We start from the raw sequence: 16,857 nt of genomic DNA, 5'->3' as shown, positions 1-16,857 counted from the left end.
ACGTCCACCCGGCGTCGGTCAGGGGTTTGATCACCGGAAGGTCAGACGCAGCGCCGGCCGTGGGACCGGTTCGGCGGCCTGACCGGCCGGCCGGTCCAGCCACAGCCGCCGCCGCTCGAAGGCGATCGGCGGCCTGCTCCTGCGGCGTTCGCCGGCCCGCTCCAGCTGGGCCGGAGGGACCTCGGCGACCACGACGTGGGCGTTGGTGCCGCCGAAGCCGAAGGAGCTGACCCCGGCGACCCGGGGCCGGCCGGCCAGCGGCCAGTCCCGCACCGTGGTGGCCAGGGCGAACGGCGAATCGTCCAGGTCCAGGCGCGGATTGGGCGTCTCGCAGTGGAGGGTGGGCGGCACCTCCCCGTGTTTCACGGCGAGCAGCGCCTTGAGCAGACCGACCGCGCCGGCCGCGTGCAGCAGGTGGCCCACGTTCGTCTTCACCGAGCCGAGCAGGCAGCGTCCGTCGCGGTGGTCCCGGTCCTCGTCGAAGACGGTGCGCAGGGCACGGAACTCCAGTGGGTCACCGATGGCGGTGCCGGTGCCGTGCGCCTCGATCATGCCGATCTCGGCCGGCTTGCGTCCGGCGTCGCGCAGCGCCCGCCGGACGGCGGCGGCCTGGGCGGCCGGGTTCGGCGTGGTGAGGCCCATGGTGCGGCCGTCGTTGGTGACCGCCGAGCCCTCGATCACCCCGTGCACGGGGTCGCCGTCGCGCAGCGCCGCGTACAACGGCTTGAGCAGCAGGACGACGCTTCCCTCGCCGGGGACGAAACCGTCGGCGCGCCGGTCGAAGGCGGCGCACCGGCCGGTCGGCGACAGTGCGCCCGCCGCCGAGAACTCCAGGTACGGCGCCTCGTCCAGCAGCACGCTGCTGCCCCCGGCGATGGCCATCGTGGTCTCCCCGCTGCGCAGGCTCTGGCAGGCCAGGTGGATCGCGACCAGGGAGGAGGAACAGGCGCTGTCCACGACGAGGTGCGGGCCGCGCAGGTCGAAGTGCTGGCCGACGTGGGAGGCGACGAAGTTCGGGTCCGACTCCGGTACCTCGGCCCGTATCCCGCCCCGCGCCGCGTAGTCGGTGCCGCGGGCGCCGGCGAAGACACCGACCTCCCGTCCGGCGAGCTCGGGCCCTTCCAGGCCGGCGTCGCGCAGGCAGTCCGCGGTGGTCTCCAGGAACAGCCTGATCGTGGGGTCGAGGCAGCGGGCCTGGTCGTCGGTGAGACCGAAGTGTCCCGCGTCGAACTGCTCGATGCCGTCGACGAATCCGCCCCATTTCCCGACGGTGTGGCCGGGTTGCCGTACGGCCCGGTGGAAGCGGGCGGTGTCCCAGCGCTCGGGCGGTACCTCACCGACGGCGAGGTGGCCCGCCCGCAGGTTGCGCCAGAACGTGGCCACGTCCGGGGCTCCGGGCAGCCGGCACGCCATGCCGATCACGGCGATGGTGTCCCGGTCGGGCTCGGGGGCGGGCAGTCGCCGGGGCTCGGCGGAGGCCCGGGCCGCCGCCGGGACGTCGGACGGGCCTGCCCCGGGTACGCCGGTGGTGCCGGGTGACGCGGGCGCGTGGGAGGGCGGGCCCGCCACCGGCATGGGTGCGGGTGCGGGCGGGCCGGACGGGGCCTCCCCGGCCGGAGGGGGTACGGGCGGGGTCCCCCCGGCGGGGAACGGCCCGGTGGTGGAGGGGGCGGCGGCCGAGGGGCCCGGGGGCGGCTCCGGCCGGTCGGTCGCCGCCGGCTCGGGCAGCAGGGGGCGCAGACGGTCGGCGAGGGTGCGCAGCGTGCTGTACTCGAGCAGAAGTGCCGGGTCGAGGGCCCGGCCGACGTGCTGCTCGATCGCGTCCAGGAGTTCGCCGAGCATCACCGACTCCACGCCCAGTTCCGCGAATTCGGCGGAGGGGTCGAAGTCGGCCGCCGGGATGCCGACCACGCCGGCGAAGATGTCCGTCAGCCAGCCGGGGACGGGCCGTGGGCCGGCCGGTTGGGGAGACGGGGCCGCGGGCGCGGCCGGGGTCACCGGCGTCGGTGCGGCCTCCGGGGGGAGTGCGGCCCCTGGGGCCGGGGGGCCGGAGTCCGCGGGCGCCGTGCCGGGCAGCCGGAGCAGTTCGGTCGGGTCGGCGGCGTGCAGGGGGCGCAGGGCCACCACCGGGCCGCCGGGCAGGGCGGAGACGACGTGATCGAGGGCGCGCAGCGCCTCGTCGTCCCCGGCCGCGTCCAGGCCGAAGCGCGCGCCGGGGTTGCCCGCGCCGGTCCGTGCCCCGCTGTCGCGCCACATCGGCCAGGCGACGGAGTGCAGCCAGGGGGTGTCCGGCGCGTGCCGTGCGGTGAAGTCGTCGACGAAACTGTTGGCCGCCGCGTACTCCAGCACTCCCCCGGCGACGGGCGGCACCACGGCGGACAGGGACGAGAAGGCCACCAGGAAGTCGGGCCGGTCGGGGAGGCACAGCTCGTAGAGGACTTCGAGGGCCTCCGCCTTGGGTTCGAACACCCGGCGGATGTCGTCGCGTTCCCGTGTGGCGAAGGCCCCCACGGGCGGCGTCACGGCGGCGCAGTGCACCGCGCCCCGTACGGGTCCGCTCTCCTCCCGTACGCGGTCGAGAAACGCTCCGAGGCCGGCGGCGTCCAGCAGGGACCCCCGGTGGACGTGGACGCGGGCCCCGGCCTTCTCCAGGGCGCGGACGGTCTCCACCGCCGCCCGGGCCGCCGCGTCGAGGCCGGGTGCGTCCCACCGGTCGGCCGGGGGCAGGGAGCGGGCGCCCAGCAGAGCGAGGTGGCGCGCTCCGCGGTCCACGAGGTGGCGGGCCACCCGGGCGCCGATGCCCCGGGTGGCGCCGGTGAGGAGGTAGGTGCCGTAGTAGTCCAGCCGGGGAGCCGGGGTGTGCGCGCCGGTCAGGGGGGTGAGCCTCGGGAGCCGCAGCTGTCCGGCGCGGTGCACGGCCTCGCCGTAGGGGTTGCCGGGAAGCGCGGACAGCAGTTCGCCGGCCTCGGCCGCGGGCACGGGACCGTCCGGGTCCAGGTCGACGGTGATGCCGGTGAGGTGGCCGCTCTCGGCGCCCAGGAAGCGTACGAAACCGGCCAGCCGTGCTCCGGCTCGGGGGCGCGGCCCCGGTTCTGTGCCTTCGGTGTGCCGCCCCCGGGTGGCGTGCAGGACGTGCAGCGGCCGGGTCCGGCCGGCCGCACGGCGTGCGGGGCCGGTGGCGGCGAACCGCTGGAGCAGGGCGAGCCGTTCCTGCCACGGTCCGGGGTCGTCGGTGGTCCGGTCGACGTCCGCGAGGTCGAGGACGGCCGCGAGGTCGGGGTGGGCGGCGAGGGCCCGGTCGGCGAGTTCGGCGCCGGAGGTGCCGGCGAGGGTGGCGTGGGCTTCGGACGCGCCCGCGTCCTCCCGGATGAGGAACACCCGCCCGGCACCGGCGCGGGCGACCACGGCACGGGCCAGCGCGGCGCTGCCGGGACCGTAGACGCACACCAGGGGGCCGGGCGGAGTGCCGGGCGGGGTGACGGGGCCGGCCGGGTGCCAGGTCTTGCGGTACAGCGGCAGGGCGGTGGCGTCCGGTTCGGCCGGGAGGGGCGCGGTGGTGGGGGGTGTGACGGGCGAGTGGGACGGTTCCGGCAGCCAGCAGCGCATACGGGCGAACGGGTAGGCGGGCAGCGGCACGACACGGGGGCGCCGTCCGGCGGGCGGTGCGATGCGGACGGGGCGGCCGGTGACCCACTGGCGGGCGAGTTCCTCCGGGTCGCCGTCGGCCACGGCGGCGGCCCGCGTACGGTCCGAGGGCGCCCGGCCGCGGTGGACGGCGGCGGTCGGGTCGCCGTCCAGGTGGCGTCGCAGCCGGTCGGCCAGTTCGCCGACTCCGCGGACCACCAGCGCGGCGCGCTCCCGCAGGTGGTGGCGTCCTTCGGCAAGGGTGAAGGCGAGGTCGGCCAGGTCGGTCGCCGGGTGGTCGCGCAGGTGGGCCAGCAGCCGGGTGACGACCTCGCGCAGACGCTCCTCGTCGTAGGCGGAGAGCAGGATCGGGGTGGGGACGGGCGGCGTGGGTTCCGCGGGGGCGTCCGGAGCCAGGTGGGCAGGGGGTTCCTCCAGGACGACGTGGGCGAGGGTGCCGCCCGCGCCGAAGGAGCTGATTCCTGCCCGCCGGGGTGCGACGCCGGGCGTGTCCCAGGGCTGGAGCGAGCGTTGGACGCGCAGCGGGGAGCGGTCCCAGTCGATGTCGGGGTTGAGTTCCTCCGCGTGCAGGGACGGTACGAGTGCGCGGTGGGCGAACTGCAGGATCACCTTGGCCATTCCGGCCAGCCCGGCGGATGCCTCGGCGTGGCCGATGTTGGATTTCACGGAGCCGATCGGGAGGGTGGCGTGGCCTCGGCCGTCCCCGGCGAAGACGCGGTGCAGGCCGTCGGCCTCGATGGGGTCGCCGAGCGCGGTTCCGGCGCCGTGCGCCTCCAGGTAGCCGATGTCCGAGGGGTCCAGGCCGGCGTCCCGCAGTGCCTGGCGGACCACGTCGGCCTGGGCGGTGGGGCTCGGCACGATCCAGCCGTTGGTGCGGCCGGCGTTGAGGACGGCGGTGCCGGAGACGAGGGCATGGACCCGGTCCCCGGCGGCTTCGGCCGCGGACAGCGGCTTGAGGAGGAGGGCGCAGACGGCCTCGGCGGGCACCATGCCGTCGCCGCCGCGGCCGAAGCTGCGGCACAGGTGGTCACCGGAGGCGCCGCCCAGGCGGTCGATCTGGCGGAACTTGTTGGGGTGCAGGGACAGGTTGGTCGCGGCGACCACGGCGGCCTCGCACTCCCCCGCCCGCAGCGCGCGGGCCGCGAGGTGCAGGGCGACCAGCGACGCGGAGCACATGGTGTCCACGGTCATGCTGGGGCCGTGCAGGTCGAAGGCGTACGACACCCGGTTGGCGATGCCGGCGACCGTGGAGCCGCTGTCGGCGGCCGGGCCGAGCAGGCTCTGCTCGACCCCGAAGTAGGGGTACTCGTTGTACATGGAGCCGACGTAGACGCCGACCCTGGAGTCGTGGGTGGCACGCAGCCGTGACGCCGGGTACCCGGCGTCGTCGAGGGCCTCCCAGACCACCTCCAGGCACAGCCGTTCCTGGGGGTCCATGAGTTCGGCGTGCCGGGGGGTGATGCCGAGGAGCAGCGGGTCGAAGCGGTCCACGTCGGCGAGGTAGCCGCCGTGCATGAGGTGTGCGGGCCAGCCCGGTCGCAGGCGGTCCTGCGGGACGGGGCCGACGGCGCAGGTTCCGGTCCGCAGCAGGTCCCAGAACTCCGCCAGGGAGGCGGCCCCCGGGAAGCGGCCCGCGATGCCGACGACGGCCAGCGGCTCGGCACCGCCGCGTGCCCGTCCGGCGGGGGTAGGGGCCGGGGTGCGTACCGGCGGGGGCGGGGGCGGGGCGTCCGCCCGGTCGGTCCCGGTCACCGGGGCCTCGGACTGCGCACCGGGCTCCGGGCGGGCCGGCACGGTGGCCGGGGGCGGCGCGGGGTGACGGGCCGCCAGGACCTCGGCGACGTCGGCGAGGGTGGCGTACTGGAAGAAGAGGGTACGGCTGCGCTCCCCCAGGTCCTCCTCCAGGCGGGAGTTCAGCCGGGTGATGAGGAAGGAGCTGAGGCCGAAGTCCTCCAGGGGCACGTCGGCGAGGACGTCCTCGACGGGGACCCCGGCGGTCTCGGCGAACACCCGGCGCAGGTACTCCGTCGCCCAGCCGCCGTCGGCGGGTGCCGGTCCGCGCGGTGCCCCGGCTGCCCCGGACGCGGACCTTTCCGGTGGGGGACCGCCGGGACCCGTACCCGCCGGATCCTCCTGCCAGGCTTCCGGAACGTCGTGGTCGTCGCGGCCGCCGGGGTCGTCGAACGGGTAGGCCGGCAGCGCCACCCGGCGCCGCGGGGCGGGCCACAGGGCGCGCCAGTCCACGTACCCGCCCGACAGCCACACCGCCAGCGCCTCCTGGGGGTCGGACACGGCCGTCGGCTCGGCGGTGTGCGGGGAGGCGAGGTGGCCGACGACCGAGCGCCGGACCGCGGGCGACGGGCGGCCGTGGGCCACGTCGTCGAGGGCGGTGCGCAGTTCCGCGAGCGTGCCGCACAGGACGGCGAGCCGGTGGCCCAGCGGCACCCGCCCGGTCTGTGTGGTGAAGGCGAGGTCGGGGAGGGCGGGTGCCCGCCCGGTTCCCCGCGTCTCGTCGAGGTGGTCCCGGTAGAGCCCGGCGAGACGCACGAGCCGTTCCTCGTCCGCCGCCGAGAGGAGGACCATCTGAGCCTTCGCTTCGTGCACCACGTTCACCCCTGTCGTCCGACGGCCGGTGTCCGCAGCCGAAGCTAGCGGCGCCGCGGCGCCGCCCCCGCTCACTCCTGAGCGTCACCGCCGGCCCCGGCCGTGACGAGCGGTGCCGTGCAGGCCGCCCACAGCTTGGGAAGCAGCCCGCCCGATCCGGCCTGACGCAGCCGGGTGACGCCGGCCGCGCTCAGGTACGCCATGCTGTCGGCCCAGCGGACGGGCCGGTACAGATGCTGGGCCAGCAGCTCGGCGAGCCGTTCCGGCCGGTGCGGCCGGGCGGTCACGTTGGAGACGACGGGGATCCGCGGGGCCCGGAAGGTCACCTCGGCCAGCGCCTCGGCGAAACCGGCGGCCGCCGCCGCCATGTACCGGGAGTGGCCGGGGTTGGGGGCGTCGATCAGCGTCGCCCGGCCGGTGCCGGCGCGGCGTACGACGGCCGCGAAGGCGCGCAGCGAGTCGGTGGGGCCGGACAGGACGGTCTGGTCGGGGGCGTTGAGGTTGGCGAGGTCGAGGTCGGCGAAGCCCTCGGTGGCCAGGAGGTCCGTCAGCGCGTCGGCGTCGAGCCCGGTGACCGCGAGCATGCCGCCGGGCACGGGGCACTGGGAGATCAGCCGGGCGCGCAGCAGGACCAGCCGCAGTGCGGTGACGTAGTCGATGCTGCCCGCGTGGCAGAGCGCGGTGAGTTCGCCCATGCTGTGCCCCGCCAGGTAGGCGGGCTCGGGTTCGTCGAGGGCGGCGAGATGGGTGAGGACGAACAGGGTCGGCTGGGTCCGGGTCAGGTGCCGCCCGTCGGTGCCGGGTTCCGCGGTGAGGACGGGCCTCAGGGCGTGGCCGAGGAGGTCCTCGGCCTGCTCCACGCGGTCCGGGTACCGGTCGAGGAGCTCCGCGCCCTTCGGTCCGCGCAGCGCGCCCTGCCCGGGGAAGGCGAGGGCCGTCAGCACGTGTCTACACCTCCCACGGCATCCTCTGGTGGCGTACGAAGTTGTCGATCCTGGTCCGGACGACAGGTGAGTCGAGGAGCCGTGCGAACACCTCGCCGGCGTGGTCGCGCGCGGTGTCGGGAAGCGGGGCGAGACTCGTGCAGTACGCCTTGGCCTCGGCCACCGTGGGCCGGTCGATCTTGGTGAGGCGGCCGAGCAGTCGGCGTCGCTGCTGTCCGTGGGCGCCCTCGAGTACGTCGACCAGTCCGAAGGCCCGCGCGTCGGGAGCGGTGACCGTCGCGGTGGTCAGGGTCATGGCGTACGCCCGCTGGAAGCCGACCCGGCGCATGAGGAACGGCAGGATGGTGCAGGGCAGCAGCCCCCAGAGGGCCTCCGGCAGCGCGAAGGTGCTGCGCTCGGTCGCGAGCACCAGGTCGCAGGCGGCGGCGAGGCCGACACCGCCGCCGAGCACCTGGCCGTCGACCGCGGCGAGGACGGTGACCGGAACCTCGGTGATGCGGCGCAGCAGGTCGAAGAAGTCGCTGCCGCCCTGGGACCGGTCACCGTCGGAGAGTTCGGCGAGGTCCATGCCGGAGCAGAGCGTGCCGCCCGTTCCCTCGATGACGACGGCGCGGGTCCTGGGGTCGGCCGCCGCCGTTTCCAGGGCGTCGCGCAGCAGGCCGACGTCGGCGGCGGTGAGGCTGTTCCGCCGGTGCGGCCGGTTGACGACGAGGCGGACGACGGGCCCTTCCTGGTCCATGAGGACGGCGGGACCGGTGGTGTGTGTGGTCATCAGGTCCACCTGTACTGGCGGTGATAGCCGTCGATGCGGTCCAGCGTCAGCAGGCCGCGGCCGGTGAATTCCTTGCCCAGTTCGCCGTAGGAATCCAGGTCGAAGTGGGCGTCGCGGACCCCGAACTGCGCCCGGTCGCCGGCGGCGGCGACGGTGTCGTACTCGGCGACGGTCAGCGGGCGGCGGGCGGCCAGGGCTTCCTCCACCCCGAATCGGGCGAGGTCCTGGACCGCCGAGGGGTGGACGACGCCGCTGAAGAACTCCGAGGCGCAGCCGGATCCGTACGAGAACAGGCCGACGCGCCGTGGTTCCGAGAAGTCTCCGTGCCGGATCAGCGAGCACAGCGCGAGGTAGAGGGAGGCGGAGAAGATGTTGCCGACCTCGGCGCCGTACTCCATGGAGGGGCGCACCCGTCGTTCGTAGTCGGTGTCGACCTCGTCGCGGCCGGCCCCCCGCTGCTGGCGCAGCAGGCGCCGGTGGGCGCCGCGCACCATCCCGACGAACGGGGTGTGGAAGGCGAGGTAGGAGAAGCCGTCGACGATGTCGGCGCCGTCGACGCGGGCGCGATAGGCCTCGAAGGAGCGCTGGAGGCATTCCAGGTAGGCCAGCATGGACACGTCCTGGTTGACGATGTCGATGCCGGGGCCGGGGCGGAAGGTGTCCATGACCTCGAAGGTGTGGCAGCCGTTGGCGCCGAGGTCGAGTTCGAGGGTGGTGGCGTCCTTGCCGACGAGCATGGCGACGGCTCCGGCGCCCTCGGCGCCCTCCCATTGTTCGCCGAGCGCGGGGACCCCGGCGGAGTCGGCGGCCACCACCAGGGCGAGCGCGTCGTCGTAAGGGCTGGCGTGCACCATGCCCGCCGCGGTGTGCAGGGCGGCGGTGCCTCCGTAACAGGCCTGTTTGACCTCGAAGGACCGGCAGCGCGGCCCCAGTTCGAGGTAGCGGTGCACATAGGTGCTCAGGGACTTGCCGAGATCCACGCCGGACTCGGTGGCCACCACGACCGCCTCGATGCGGTCCCGTTCGGCGGGGGTGAGGCCGCGGACGAGCGGGAGGGCGGCGTTGACGGCGTTGGTCACCGCGTCCTCGAACGGCATGTTGACCGATTTCCGGCGCATCATCAGGTTGCCGAAACGGCTCATGTCGTGGCCGCGTGCCTCGTACAGGCTCCTTATGTCGACGCAGACCCGTCCCACGTACGGGTGGAGGGCTCTGATTCCCACGCCCATGCGGCTCTCCCGTCTGCCGGAACGCACCGGCGTCCGTCTGACCGGGAGCCGATCATGCCGGGGGCGGCCCGGGGGCGGCTGCACACTATTGCGCAGTCGGGGGCCGGTCCGGCGCTGAGACTGGCGCAGGTCGGTCATCCGGAAACGGAACCTTCCCTTACGCGCGTCGCGGATCTCGGGATGGCGCGTACGGGGGGTTTTCAGGCGGCTCGTCCCGTGTTCGGATGTTCCTGCGAAGGGGGGTGCTGGCGATGCGAGACGGCCGGCAGGTGGCGCACGTGTGGTGCCGGACGGTGTCCGAGGAGCCGGGGTCCGGCGGCGGACTGCGTCCGGCGGACGTCGAGTGGGCCCTGAGCACCTCAGAGCTGCAGCGCAGGGAAACGTTACGCCGTTCGTCGGACCGCGCCCTGTTCACCGCGGCCTGGGGGCTGGTGCGCCACGCCCTCAGCGAGGTCGAGCCCCGGGTCGGTCCCCACGAGTGGCGGTTCCTGCGCTCCGGCCTCGGCCGCCCGGAGGTGTACGCCCCCGAATGGTGCCGTTCCCTGCGGTTCAACCTGTCCCACACCGACGGGACGGTGGCGTGCGTGGTCACCCGGGACCTGCGGTGCGGCGTGGACGTGGAGCGCCCGGTCCGGACGCTCCCGCTGCACCGGCTGACCCGGTCCGTGCTGTCACCGCGCGAGCAGCGGGAGTTCGACGCGGCCCCCGCGGGGCGGCGTCGTGAGCTGTTCTTCCGCTACTGGACCGTGAAGGAGGCCTACCTGAAGGCGATCGGAAGCGGGATGCGTTTTCCCATGACGGCCTGTGAGTTCGACGTCGGGACCGGCCGGCCCCGGCTGCGTTCGCTCGGCGCGGGAACCGAGCACGCCCGCTACACGTTCCGGCAGTGGGCCGGACGGGACGGCGCGATGCTCGCTGTCGCGGTTCAGGGCGTCACCGGTCGCGGGCCGGAGCGGGACGTCGCGGTACGGGTGCGGACACTCCGGCCCCGGGAAGGAAGTCCGCAGCCCCCCGCCTTCTGATTGGATCACCGCATGAGCGAACCAACCATCCCTTTCGAGGATCAGACCCAGTGGGAACAGTGGCTGGAAGAGAACCACGAAAGCGCAGCCGGGGTGTGGGTGAAGATCGCGAAGAAGGCCAGCGGCCTTCCCAGCGTCACCTACGCCGAAGCCCTCGACGCCGCCGTCTGCTTCGGCTGGATCGACAGTCAGCGCGACAAGGTCGACGACCTGTACTGGCAGCAGCGTTTCACCCCGCGGGCCAAGAAGGGCCCCTGGTCCCAGGTGAACCGGGAGCGGGCCGAACGACTGGCCGCGGAAGGCCGGATCCGGCCGGCGGGACAACGGGAGATCGACGCCGCCAAGGCCGACGGACGGTGGGAGGCGGCCTACGCCTCGCAGAGCAAGATGACCGTCCCGGACGACCTGCAGGAGGCTCTGCTGGAAATTCCCGAGGCGGCGGAATTCTTCGCCACCCTGAACAGCAAGAACAGGTATGCGATCCTGTATCGCGTACAGAGTGCCAAAAAACCCGAGACACGCGCCAAGAGGATTGAGAAGTTCGTCACCATGATGGCGAACCGCGAGTTGATTTATCCGTGACGATCCGTGGGCGGGGCCCGGCACGTCCGGGCCCTGGCCACCCCTGCCGTCACACCGGCAGACACAACGGGGAGGGGTTTCGGTGCAGCACGCTCGACTCGGCAAGTCCACCCTTTACGCACACCTGCTTCAGGTCGTGGACAGCCGCAAGATCTCGTTGACCCTCATCGATCTGGAGCGGGGTTACAACCTCTACACGTGCGGCGAGAACATCGACGACCTCTTCCTGATCGTCCAGGGCGGCATCAAACTGACCACCAGTGCGCACAGCGGGAAGGAGTGCATACTCGACATATGTCGCCGCGGCGACGTCTTAGGCGCGCTTTCCCTGCTGCCGTCCGTGCACGAGGAATCCGCGACGGCCATGCTGGACAGCCGGGTGCTCCGCATCAACCGCCGGGAATTCGTGCGCGTTCTGCGCAGCGATCCCGATCTCTTCCAGATCTGGAGCCATCATCTGGCCCAGCGGATAAGGCGGCGGGAAAGCACGATCAAGCATCTGGTCACCATGAAATGCGAATACCGCCTCGCCGCGATCCTGCTCCACCTCTCCGAACGCTTCGCCGGCCAGAAATCCCAGTGGCAGCACATCGACGCCCGGATCACCCACGACGAACTGGCCGCCATGGTCGGCACGACCCGTTCCCGCATCGGCTTCTTCCTCAAGAACTTCAGCATTCGCGGGCTCGTGAAGCGTCTGCCGGACGGCACGCTGCTCGTCAACTCCGGCACGATTTCGGCCTTCATCGCCACGGATCCGAACGAGTCGGAACCCGTGCTCCAGCACGCGTGAGTTCAGGTCGGTGCCTTCTCGCGGTGAAAGCCGGAGAAACTCCGCGTCGCGGCCTCGTCCTCGTACGCGCCCCGCGCGCTCACCGACGACCATGTCACCCCGCGGGCGATCGGCCGCATCGGCAACGAGGCATGACCGACCGTCCCTGGGGCAGCCCGGGGAGACGCTTCCCGGTCGCCGACTCCGATGCCGTCCCGCCGCGATGCCACCTGTCCCTGCCCGCCAGGTCTGGGGGTGAGGGGCGCGGCGGGAAGACGCAGGCGGTGCTCAGTTCCTCGGGGTGTCGCGGATCGCGGTCACCAGGCCGCCCACGAGGCGGGCCCTGTCGGCCATCGCGTCCACCACCAGGTATTCGTGGTCGGCGTGGGCGCCGCCTCCGACGGCGCCCAGGCCGTCGAGGGTCGGCACGCCCAGCGCCGCGGTGAAGTTGCCGTCGCTGCCGCCGCCGACCGACCGGCCCTCGATGCCGGGCTGCAGCCGCTGCGCCATGGCGAACAGCTCCGCGGCCGCGGACTCCGGCATGGGCGGGCGGCTCACCGCGCCCCGTACGTCGAGGCGAGCACCGGCGAGGTGCGGGGTCAACGCGGCGAACGCCGCTTCGACCCGGTCCTTCTCCCCGGACGACTCGACGCGCACGTCGACCAGTACCGTCGCCCGCGCCGGCACCACGTTGTCCGAGGTCCCGGCGGTGGCCACCGTGGGAGTCACTGTCGTTCCCACCTCGGGCCGGTTCATCGCGGCGATCGCCAGCACCTGGTGGGCCGCCTCGACGAGGGCGTTCACACCGGCGGCAGGCTCCAGACCGGCGTGCGCGGCACGCCCCTCGATGTCCAGCCGGAAGGTGCCGCAGCCCTTGCGGCCGGTCTTCAGCCCACCGCCTTCGGCGGAGCCCTCGCACACGAGCACGGCGCCGCACTCCAGCGCCAGCTCCTCGATCAGCGCGCGTGAGGTCCCCGAGCCCACTTCCTCGTCGGCGGTCACGAGGATCTCGACGCCCGACAGGTCGTCCAGCGCGGCCAGCCCGTGCACCGCCTGCACCAGCCCGCCCAGCATGTCGAAGACACCGGGTCCCGTCGCATGCCCGTCGGCCACCCGGAACGGGCGGGCGGCCAGGGTCCCCTTGGGGAACACCGTGTCGTGATGTCCGAGGACGAGAACCCTCGGGGTTCCGCCGCCGGACCAACGGACATGGGTTCCCGCGTCGCCCGGCAGCAGGGCCGCCTCGCCGCCCAACCGCTGCTCCAGGATCGCGGCGACCGCCGTGGCCGACTCCTCGAGGGCTTCCAGGTCACGGGAAGGCGACTCGATCTCGACGAGCCGCCGGAGGTCGGCGAGCATCGCCTCGGTGCTGATCTCAGTGCTGTGGTGCATGTCCCACCTTCAGGCTCGGGGAACAGGGATGACGGACGGACGAGCCTACTGACAGGCGCCCGCGACGATATGGAGTGGGCGCCCCGGTGCCGCGAGGTGCGCGACCCTCCCGGGGCCGCGGCAGCGGCAGGACGATGCCGCCACTCCGGCCGGTGCCGATGCCACGGCCGCGCTCACACCGGGTGGAACGGCTCCGTCAGATGCGGTGTCGCCAGGTGCAGCGTGACGGCGGGGTCGCGGCCGAGCATGCGCCGCCTCGAAAGCCGTGCGGCCTCGGGGTCGACCTCGTGCGCGTACGCGAGATCGGGGTGGAGGAGCTGGAGCGCGTGCACCAGGAGGTCGCCGGTGACGAGAGCCTGCTCCCGCCCGTCGGTGACCAGCACGCTCTGGTGTCCGGGGGTGTGACCGGGGGTGGCGACCACGCGCCCGGCGCGCAGCGGGGTGTCCCCGTCGAGGAGCCGCAGCCGGCCGGCGGCCGCGAGCGGATCGGTGAGGGTCTCGCGGAGCTGCGGATTGAGCGTGTCGATGGCGTCGAACTCGGTGCGCTGGAGGAGGTACGCGGCGTTCGGGAAGTACGGGCGGCGGGCGGCCGAAGCGTCGCTGTCCGCCGTGCCGCCCGCGGTCGGGACGGCCGTCTCGGTCACGACCGCCCACCCGACGTGGTCCGTGTGCAGATGTGTGAGCACCACCGTGTCGACTTCGGCCGGGTCGATGCCCGCGGCGGCGAGCGAAGCGGGGAGCGCGCCGGGCACGGGCGCCCACGAGGCGGCCGGACCGTCGGCCGGACCGATGCCGGCGTCCACGACGGTGAGCCCTCTGTCGCCGCGGATGGCGTACGCGCGGAACTGCAGCCGCCAGCGGCCCGCGGCGTCGACCGCGCCCGGGTCGTAGCGGTCGGCCTCGGCCCACTGAGCGGCCGTGGCCTCGGGGAAGGCCTCGGCGCGCGGGGCGAAGAACGGGCCCTCGCCGTCGGCCAGGGCGATGATCTCGGTCGAGCCGATCCGGAGGCGGGGAGCGCTGAGGGGCATGGCCGTGATCCTGCCACGGCTTCCGCGGGGGTGAGGACCCACCCCGGCACCGTGCCGTCCGAGGTGAACGGTGGGCGGCTTCGGGGAAGTTGACCTCGGTGGCGGCAGAAGCCGCTCGGCGTCGCGGTGCCGGCCCCCGGAAGGGCGGGGGCGTGGAAGGCGCCGGCGTACCGGGCGGCGGTCTTTCGCCCCCGGCGGCCTCGGCGGACGTCGCCGGCATGCAGCTGGTGTTCCCGTAGGAGCTGCCGACCTGCGTCCGTGGGCCCGGCGGTACGCCTCGGGCCTCCAGACCGGACGGCCCGTACGTGCGGCCCGGTCATGGGCGCTGCGGGAAGGACCCCGCCGTCCCCGCCCGGCCCTTATGCTCGGACGCATGTCGATCGCCTCGCCCCTGCCGGTCCTGCGCTCCGCCGATGGCGCCCTGCTCCGATTCGACGGAGATGCGCTGGTTCTGAGCCGGAAGACCGAGGAAGCCCGGATTCCCCTCCTGGCGATCGCACGCGTCCGCTCCGAGGGGCGCAGCCTCGCGGTCGAACTCACCGCCCCGTCCGGGACGGTGGCTGCCGTACACCGTGTCGACGACGTGAGCGAGGCTGCCGCTCGCCTGTTCGCCGAAGCCGTCAACGCGGTGCTGCCGCCTGAGCGTCCCGCGGGCGCCGACGGCTCGAAACTCGTCACCCTCCGCGCGGTGACCGAGTCCCAGCAGGAGAGGGACAAGCGCAGGCGCAGGCGGTGGGGCATCGCTGTCGTCCTCGTGTGTGCCGGTCTCGCCGTGGCTGTCGCCGCCCATGGCGTGTGGACCTTCGCGTTCTTGATCTTGCTGATCGGTCCCGTCGGCGCGTTGCTGACCGCGGTCGGTGCCGACATGGTGCGCCTGCGGTACCGCTCCCGGTACCTGCTTCGCCACGGCATCACCGTCGAAGCGAGGCGAGTCGGCGAAACGAGCGTTCTGGGCGGTGAGTTCGGGGTGTTCGTGTACACCGACATGCACGGCGTGGACCGCAGCCTGAACGTCAAGAGCCGGTCCGCGACGGTTCAGGTCGCCTATCACCCGGACAAGCCGGGCGTCGTGACCGAACAGGGTTCACGGTCCAGCCGCGCGAGCGACACCGTCGCCGCCCTGTGCTTCCTCGTCTTCGGGCTCGTCGTCGACGCGACGGTCATCGGCGTGGCGATCGGTTCCTTCCAGGGCATGTACCCCGGCTACTGAGACGGTACGGACCGGAGCCCGGGTTCGCGCCCCGCGAGCCCCGCACCGACCGGCCGGCGCTCCCCCGCCGCCCGGGCGCGGCCGGTGTGCGTCGCGTGGTGGCCCGCGATGTCCTGTCCACCGCCGCGGACGGGGTGTCGGACGCCGAGGCCGGGGCATCGGGGGTGTATGGATGCGAAGTCAATGGCGCTACGGGGTCGGGGCCGAGCCAGGCGTGCGGCCGACAGCACGGCGATGGCCGTCGCGGCCCGCGCGGGTTTCACCGCCCGTGGGCTGATCTATGGACTCGTCGGCTTCATCGCCCTGCAGATCGCCTTCGGGACCGATGGCGGTGGCGGGCATCAGGCCGACCGCGGTGGCGCCCTGAGCGAGCTGGCCGGCCGGCCTTTCGGTGCGGCGCTGCTGTGGGGCGTCGGTGTCGCGTTCGCCGGGATGGCGCTGTGGCGTCTGTCGGAGGCGCTGTTCGGCGGGGCGGGTGCGGACGGCACCAAACCGTCCAAGCGGGTGGCGGCAGCGGCCCGCTTCGTCTTCTACGCCTTCGTGTCGTTCACCGTGTTGTCCTACGCGGTCGGGAACACCGGCAGTGGCAGCGGTTCTTCCGACAGGCACACCGACGACGTCACCGCCAAGGTGCTGATGTGGCCGGGCGGGCAGTGGATCGTCGGTGCCGCCGGTGTGGCGGTGGTGGGGGCCGGGTTGTGGATCTCTCTGCGGGCCTTGGCGAGGAAGTTCCGTAAGCATCTGCGGACCGACGCCATGTCGCCCCGGGCCCGGAAGGTCACCGACGTCCTCGGGATGGTGGGCGGTACGGCCCGTGGCGTCGTCTTCGCCGCCGCGGGTGTCTTCGCCCTCGTCGCGGCCGTGCAGCATCAGCCCGGCAAGGCCAAGGGTCTGGACGACACGTTGCGTTCGTTCGCGGATACGCCGGCGGGGCCCTGGCTGCTCACCCTGATCGCGCTCGGCCTCATCGCGTTCGGCGCCTTCTCGTGGTGCTACGCGCGCTGGCGCGAGGTCTGAAGGACGGCCGGCGCGGCACCGGCCGGCTGTCCGGCTGTGTCGCGCACCGCCTTCCCGGACCACCTCCCACCGGCGGTGACAGCGCCCCGGGCGGTCTGCCCGGCGGTCACGGTGCGTTCGGTCCGGGCACCGTGAGGACGACCGTGCGGCCGTCAGGGTCGGCGAGGGTGTGCCGGCCGGGCGGGCGGCTCGTGGCTCCGGCCGGCGCGGTCAGCCCCAGGCGGAGGTAGCCGGTGGGCGGGCGGCGGGTGGCCGGGTAGAGCTCCAGCACGGTGCCGTGGGCGAGCGTGGCCGCGTAGTGCACCGGGCCCGTGCCGTGCCGCTCACGTACCAGCGCGAGGCCGAGACCGCTGTAGAAGTCGCGGCACGCGTCGAGGTTCTCGGTGTAGAGAACGATCAGATCGTTGTTCACCTGCGTGCTCCTGGGTGTCCGGGGTGGCCGCGAGAAGGTGTGCTCGAAGATACGCACCACCGCAGCGGCCGACTCACCGCCCCGGGGTGCTCGACCTGCGGGCAGGGACCGCCTCGCACAGGCGCCGGGAGACGGCGGGCCCCCGGAGCGGCACGGGAGGAATCGCGCGCCGGGGGCGACCGGCCGCCGGCGGTGTCACGCTTTCGCCGTCCTGACCTCGGCCTCCGG

General features: G+C 73.6%; 12 protein-coding genes. 5 read left to right on the top strand and 7 right to left on the bottom strand.

The annotated features are described in order from the left end of the window. Nucleotides 1-30: 30 nt before the first annotated feature. The 4 genes from ABTY40_RS16365 to ABTY40_RS16350 form a co-directional block, all read right to left on the bottom strand. Nucleotides 31-6,252: a beta-ketoacyl synthase N-terminal-like domain-containing protein gene (locus tag ABTY40_RS16365; protein ID WP_352060106.1), complete on the bottom strand. Its 6,222-nt coding sequence runs from the start codon at nt 6,250-6,252 to the stop codon at nt 31-33. A 68-nt stretch (nt 6,253-6,320) separates the two neighbouring features. After that, complete coding sequence (locus tag ABTY40_RS16360) at nt 6,321-7,193, bottom strand: ACP S-malonyltransferase (protein WP_352060105.1); 873 nt, start codon at nt 7,191-7,193, stop codon at nt 6,321-6,323. A 4-nt stretch (nt 7,194-7,197) separates the two neighbouring features. After that, entirely contained in the window at nt 7,198-7,965 is a 768-nt protein-coding gene (locus tag ABTY40_RS16355; protein ID WP_352060104.1) for an enoyl-CoA hydratase-related protein, read from the bottom strand. After that, complete coding sequence (locus ABTY40_RS16350; protein ID WP_352060103.1) at nt 7,965-9,194, bottom strand: hydroxymethylglutaryl-CoA synthase family protein; 1,230 nt, start codon at nt 9,192-9,194, stop codon at nt 7,965-7,967. The genes ABTY40_RS16355 and ABTY40_RS16350 overlap by 1 nt, the downstream gene beginning before the upstream one ends. 224 nt (nt 9,195-9,418) lie before the next feature. Between ABTY40_RS16350 and ABTY40_RS16345 the strand changes: the two genes are divergently transcribed. From ABTY40_RS16345 to ABTY40_RS16335, 3 genes are all read left to right on the top strand, one after another. Continuing rightward, nucleotides 9,419-10,216, top strand: coding sequence for a 4'-phosphopantetheinyl transferase family protein (locus ABTY40_RS16345; protein WP_352060102.1), 798 nt, complete (start codon nt 9,419-9,421; stop codon nt 10,214-10,216). A 12-nt stretch (nt 10,217-10,228) separates the two neighbouring features. Further along, nucleotides 10,229-10,798, top strand: a complete 570-nt coding sequence (locus tag ABTY40_RS16340; RefSeq protein WP_352060101.1) for a YdeI/OmpD-associated family protein — start codon at nt 10,229-10,231, stop codon at nt 10,796-10,798. A 136-nt stretch (nt 10,799-10,934) separates the two neighbouring features. Beyond that, nucleotides 10,935-11,591, top strand: coding sequence for a Crp/Fnr family transcriptional regulator (locus tag ABTY40_RS16335; RefSeq protein WP_352060100.1), 657 nt, complete (start codon nt 10,935-10,937; stop codon nt 11,589-11,591). Between the two features lie 267 nt (nt 11,592-11,858). Here the strand turns inward: ABTY40_RS16335 and ABTY40_RS16330 are convergent, their stop codons facing one another. Beyond that, nucleotides 11,859-12,962: a M20 family metallopeptidase gene (locus ABTY40_RS16330; RefSeq protein WP_352060099.1), complete on the bottom strand. Its 1,104-nt coding sequence runs from the start codon at nt 12,960-12,962 to the stop codon at nt 11,859-11,861. A gap of 173 nt (nt 12,963-13,135) precedes the next feature. Continuing rightward, nucleotides 13,136-13,990 (bottom strand): MBL fold metallo-hydrolase, encoded by an 855-nt coding sequence (locus ABTY40_RS16325; protein WP_352060098.1) that lies wholly within the window; start codon nt 13,988-13,990, stop codon nt 13,136-13,138. A 373-nt stretch (nt 13,991-14,363) separates the two neighbouring features. Here ABTY40_RS16325 and ABTY40_RS16320 point away from each other — a divergent pair, with 373 nt between their 5' ends. Together ABTY40_RS16320 and ABTY40_RS16315 are read left to right on the top strand one after the other, a co-directional pair. After that, nucleotides 14,364-15,200 (top strand): hypothetical protein, encoded by an 837-nt coding sequence (locus ABTY40_RS16320; RefSeq protein WP_352060097.1) that lies wholly within the window; start codon nt 14,364-14,366, stop codon nt 15,198-15,200. A gap of 168 nt (nt 15,201-15,368) precedes the next feature. Next, nucleotides 15,369-16,217 (top strand): DUF1206 domain-containing protein, encoded by an 849-nt coding sequence (locus ABTY40_RS16315; protein WP_352060096.1) that lies wholly within the window; start codon nt 15,369-15,371, stop codon nt 16,215-16,217. Nucleotides 16,218-16,323: 106 nt separating this feature from the next. On the opposite strand, the gene ABTY40_RS16310 is transcribed toward ABTY40_RS16315, so the two are convergent. Continuing rightward, nucleotides 16,324-16,629 carry a VOC family protein gene (locus ABTY40_RS16310; RefSeq protein WP_352060095.1) on the bottom strand — a complete coding sequence of 102 codons (306 nt, stop codon included), beginning with the start codon at nt 16,627-16,629 and terminating at the stop codon, nt 16,324-16,326. Between the last annotated feature and the right edge of the window lie 228 nt (nt 16,630-16,857).

Source organism: Streptomyces sp. NPDC126503 (assembly GCF_040302405.1).
Taxonomy (GTDB): Bacteria; Actinomycetota; Actinomycetes; order Streptomycetales; family Streptomycetaceae; genus Streptomyces; species Streptomyces gulbargensis.
This window is presented reverse-complemented; position numbering and strand designations above follow the sequence as displayed.

What these genes read in the sequence shown, in the direction of transcription:
- ABTY40_RS16355 (WP_352060104.1), bottom strand. Translation starts at nt 7,965, where the DNA reads ATGACCACACACACCACCGGTCCCGCCGTCCTCATGGACCAGGAAGGG.
- ABTY40_RS16350 (WP_352060103.1), bottom strand. Translation starts at nt 9,194, where the DNA reads ATGGGCGTGGGAATCAGAGCCCTCCACCCGTACGTGGGACGGGTCTGC.
- ABTY40_RS16345 (WP_352060102.1), top strand. Translation starts at nt 9,419, where the DNA reads ATGTTCCTGCGAAGGGGGGTGCTGGCGATGCGAGACGGCCGGCAGGTG.
- ABTY40_RS16340 (WP_352060101.1), top strand. Translation starts at nt 10,229, where the DNA reads ATGAGCGAACCAACCATCCCTTTCGAGGATCAGACCCAGTGGGAACAG.
- ABTY40_RS16330 (WP_352060099.1), bottom strand. Translation starts at nt 12,962, where the DNA reads ATGCACCACAGCACTGAGATCAGCACCGAGGCGATGCTCGCCGACCTC.
- ABTY40_RS16325 (WP_352060098.1), bottom strand. Translation starts at nt 13,990, where the DNA reads ATGCCCCTCAGCGCTCCCCGCCTCCGGATCGGCTCGACCGAGATCATC.
- ABTY40_RS16320 (WP_352060097.1), top strand. Translation starts at nt 14,364, where the DNA reads ATGTCGATCGCCTCGCCCCTGCCGGTCCTGCGCTCCGCCGATGGCGCC.
- ABTY40_RS16315 (WP_352060096.1), top strand. Translation starts at nt 15,369, where the DNA reads ATGGATGCGAAGTCAATGGCGCTACGGGGTCGGGGCCGAGCCAGGCGT.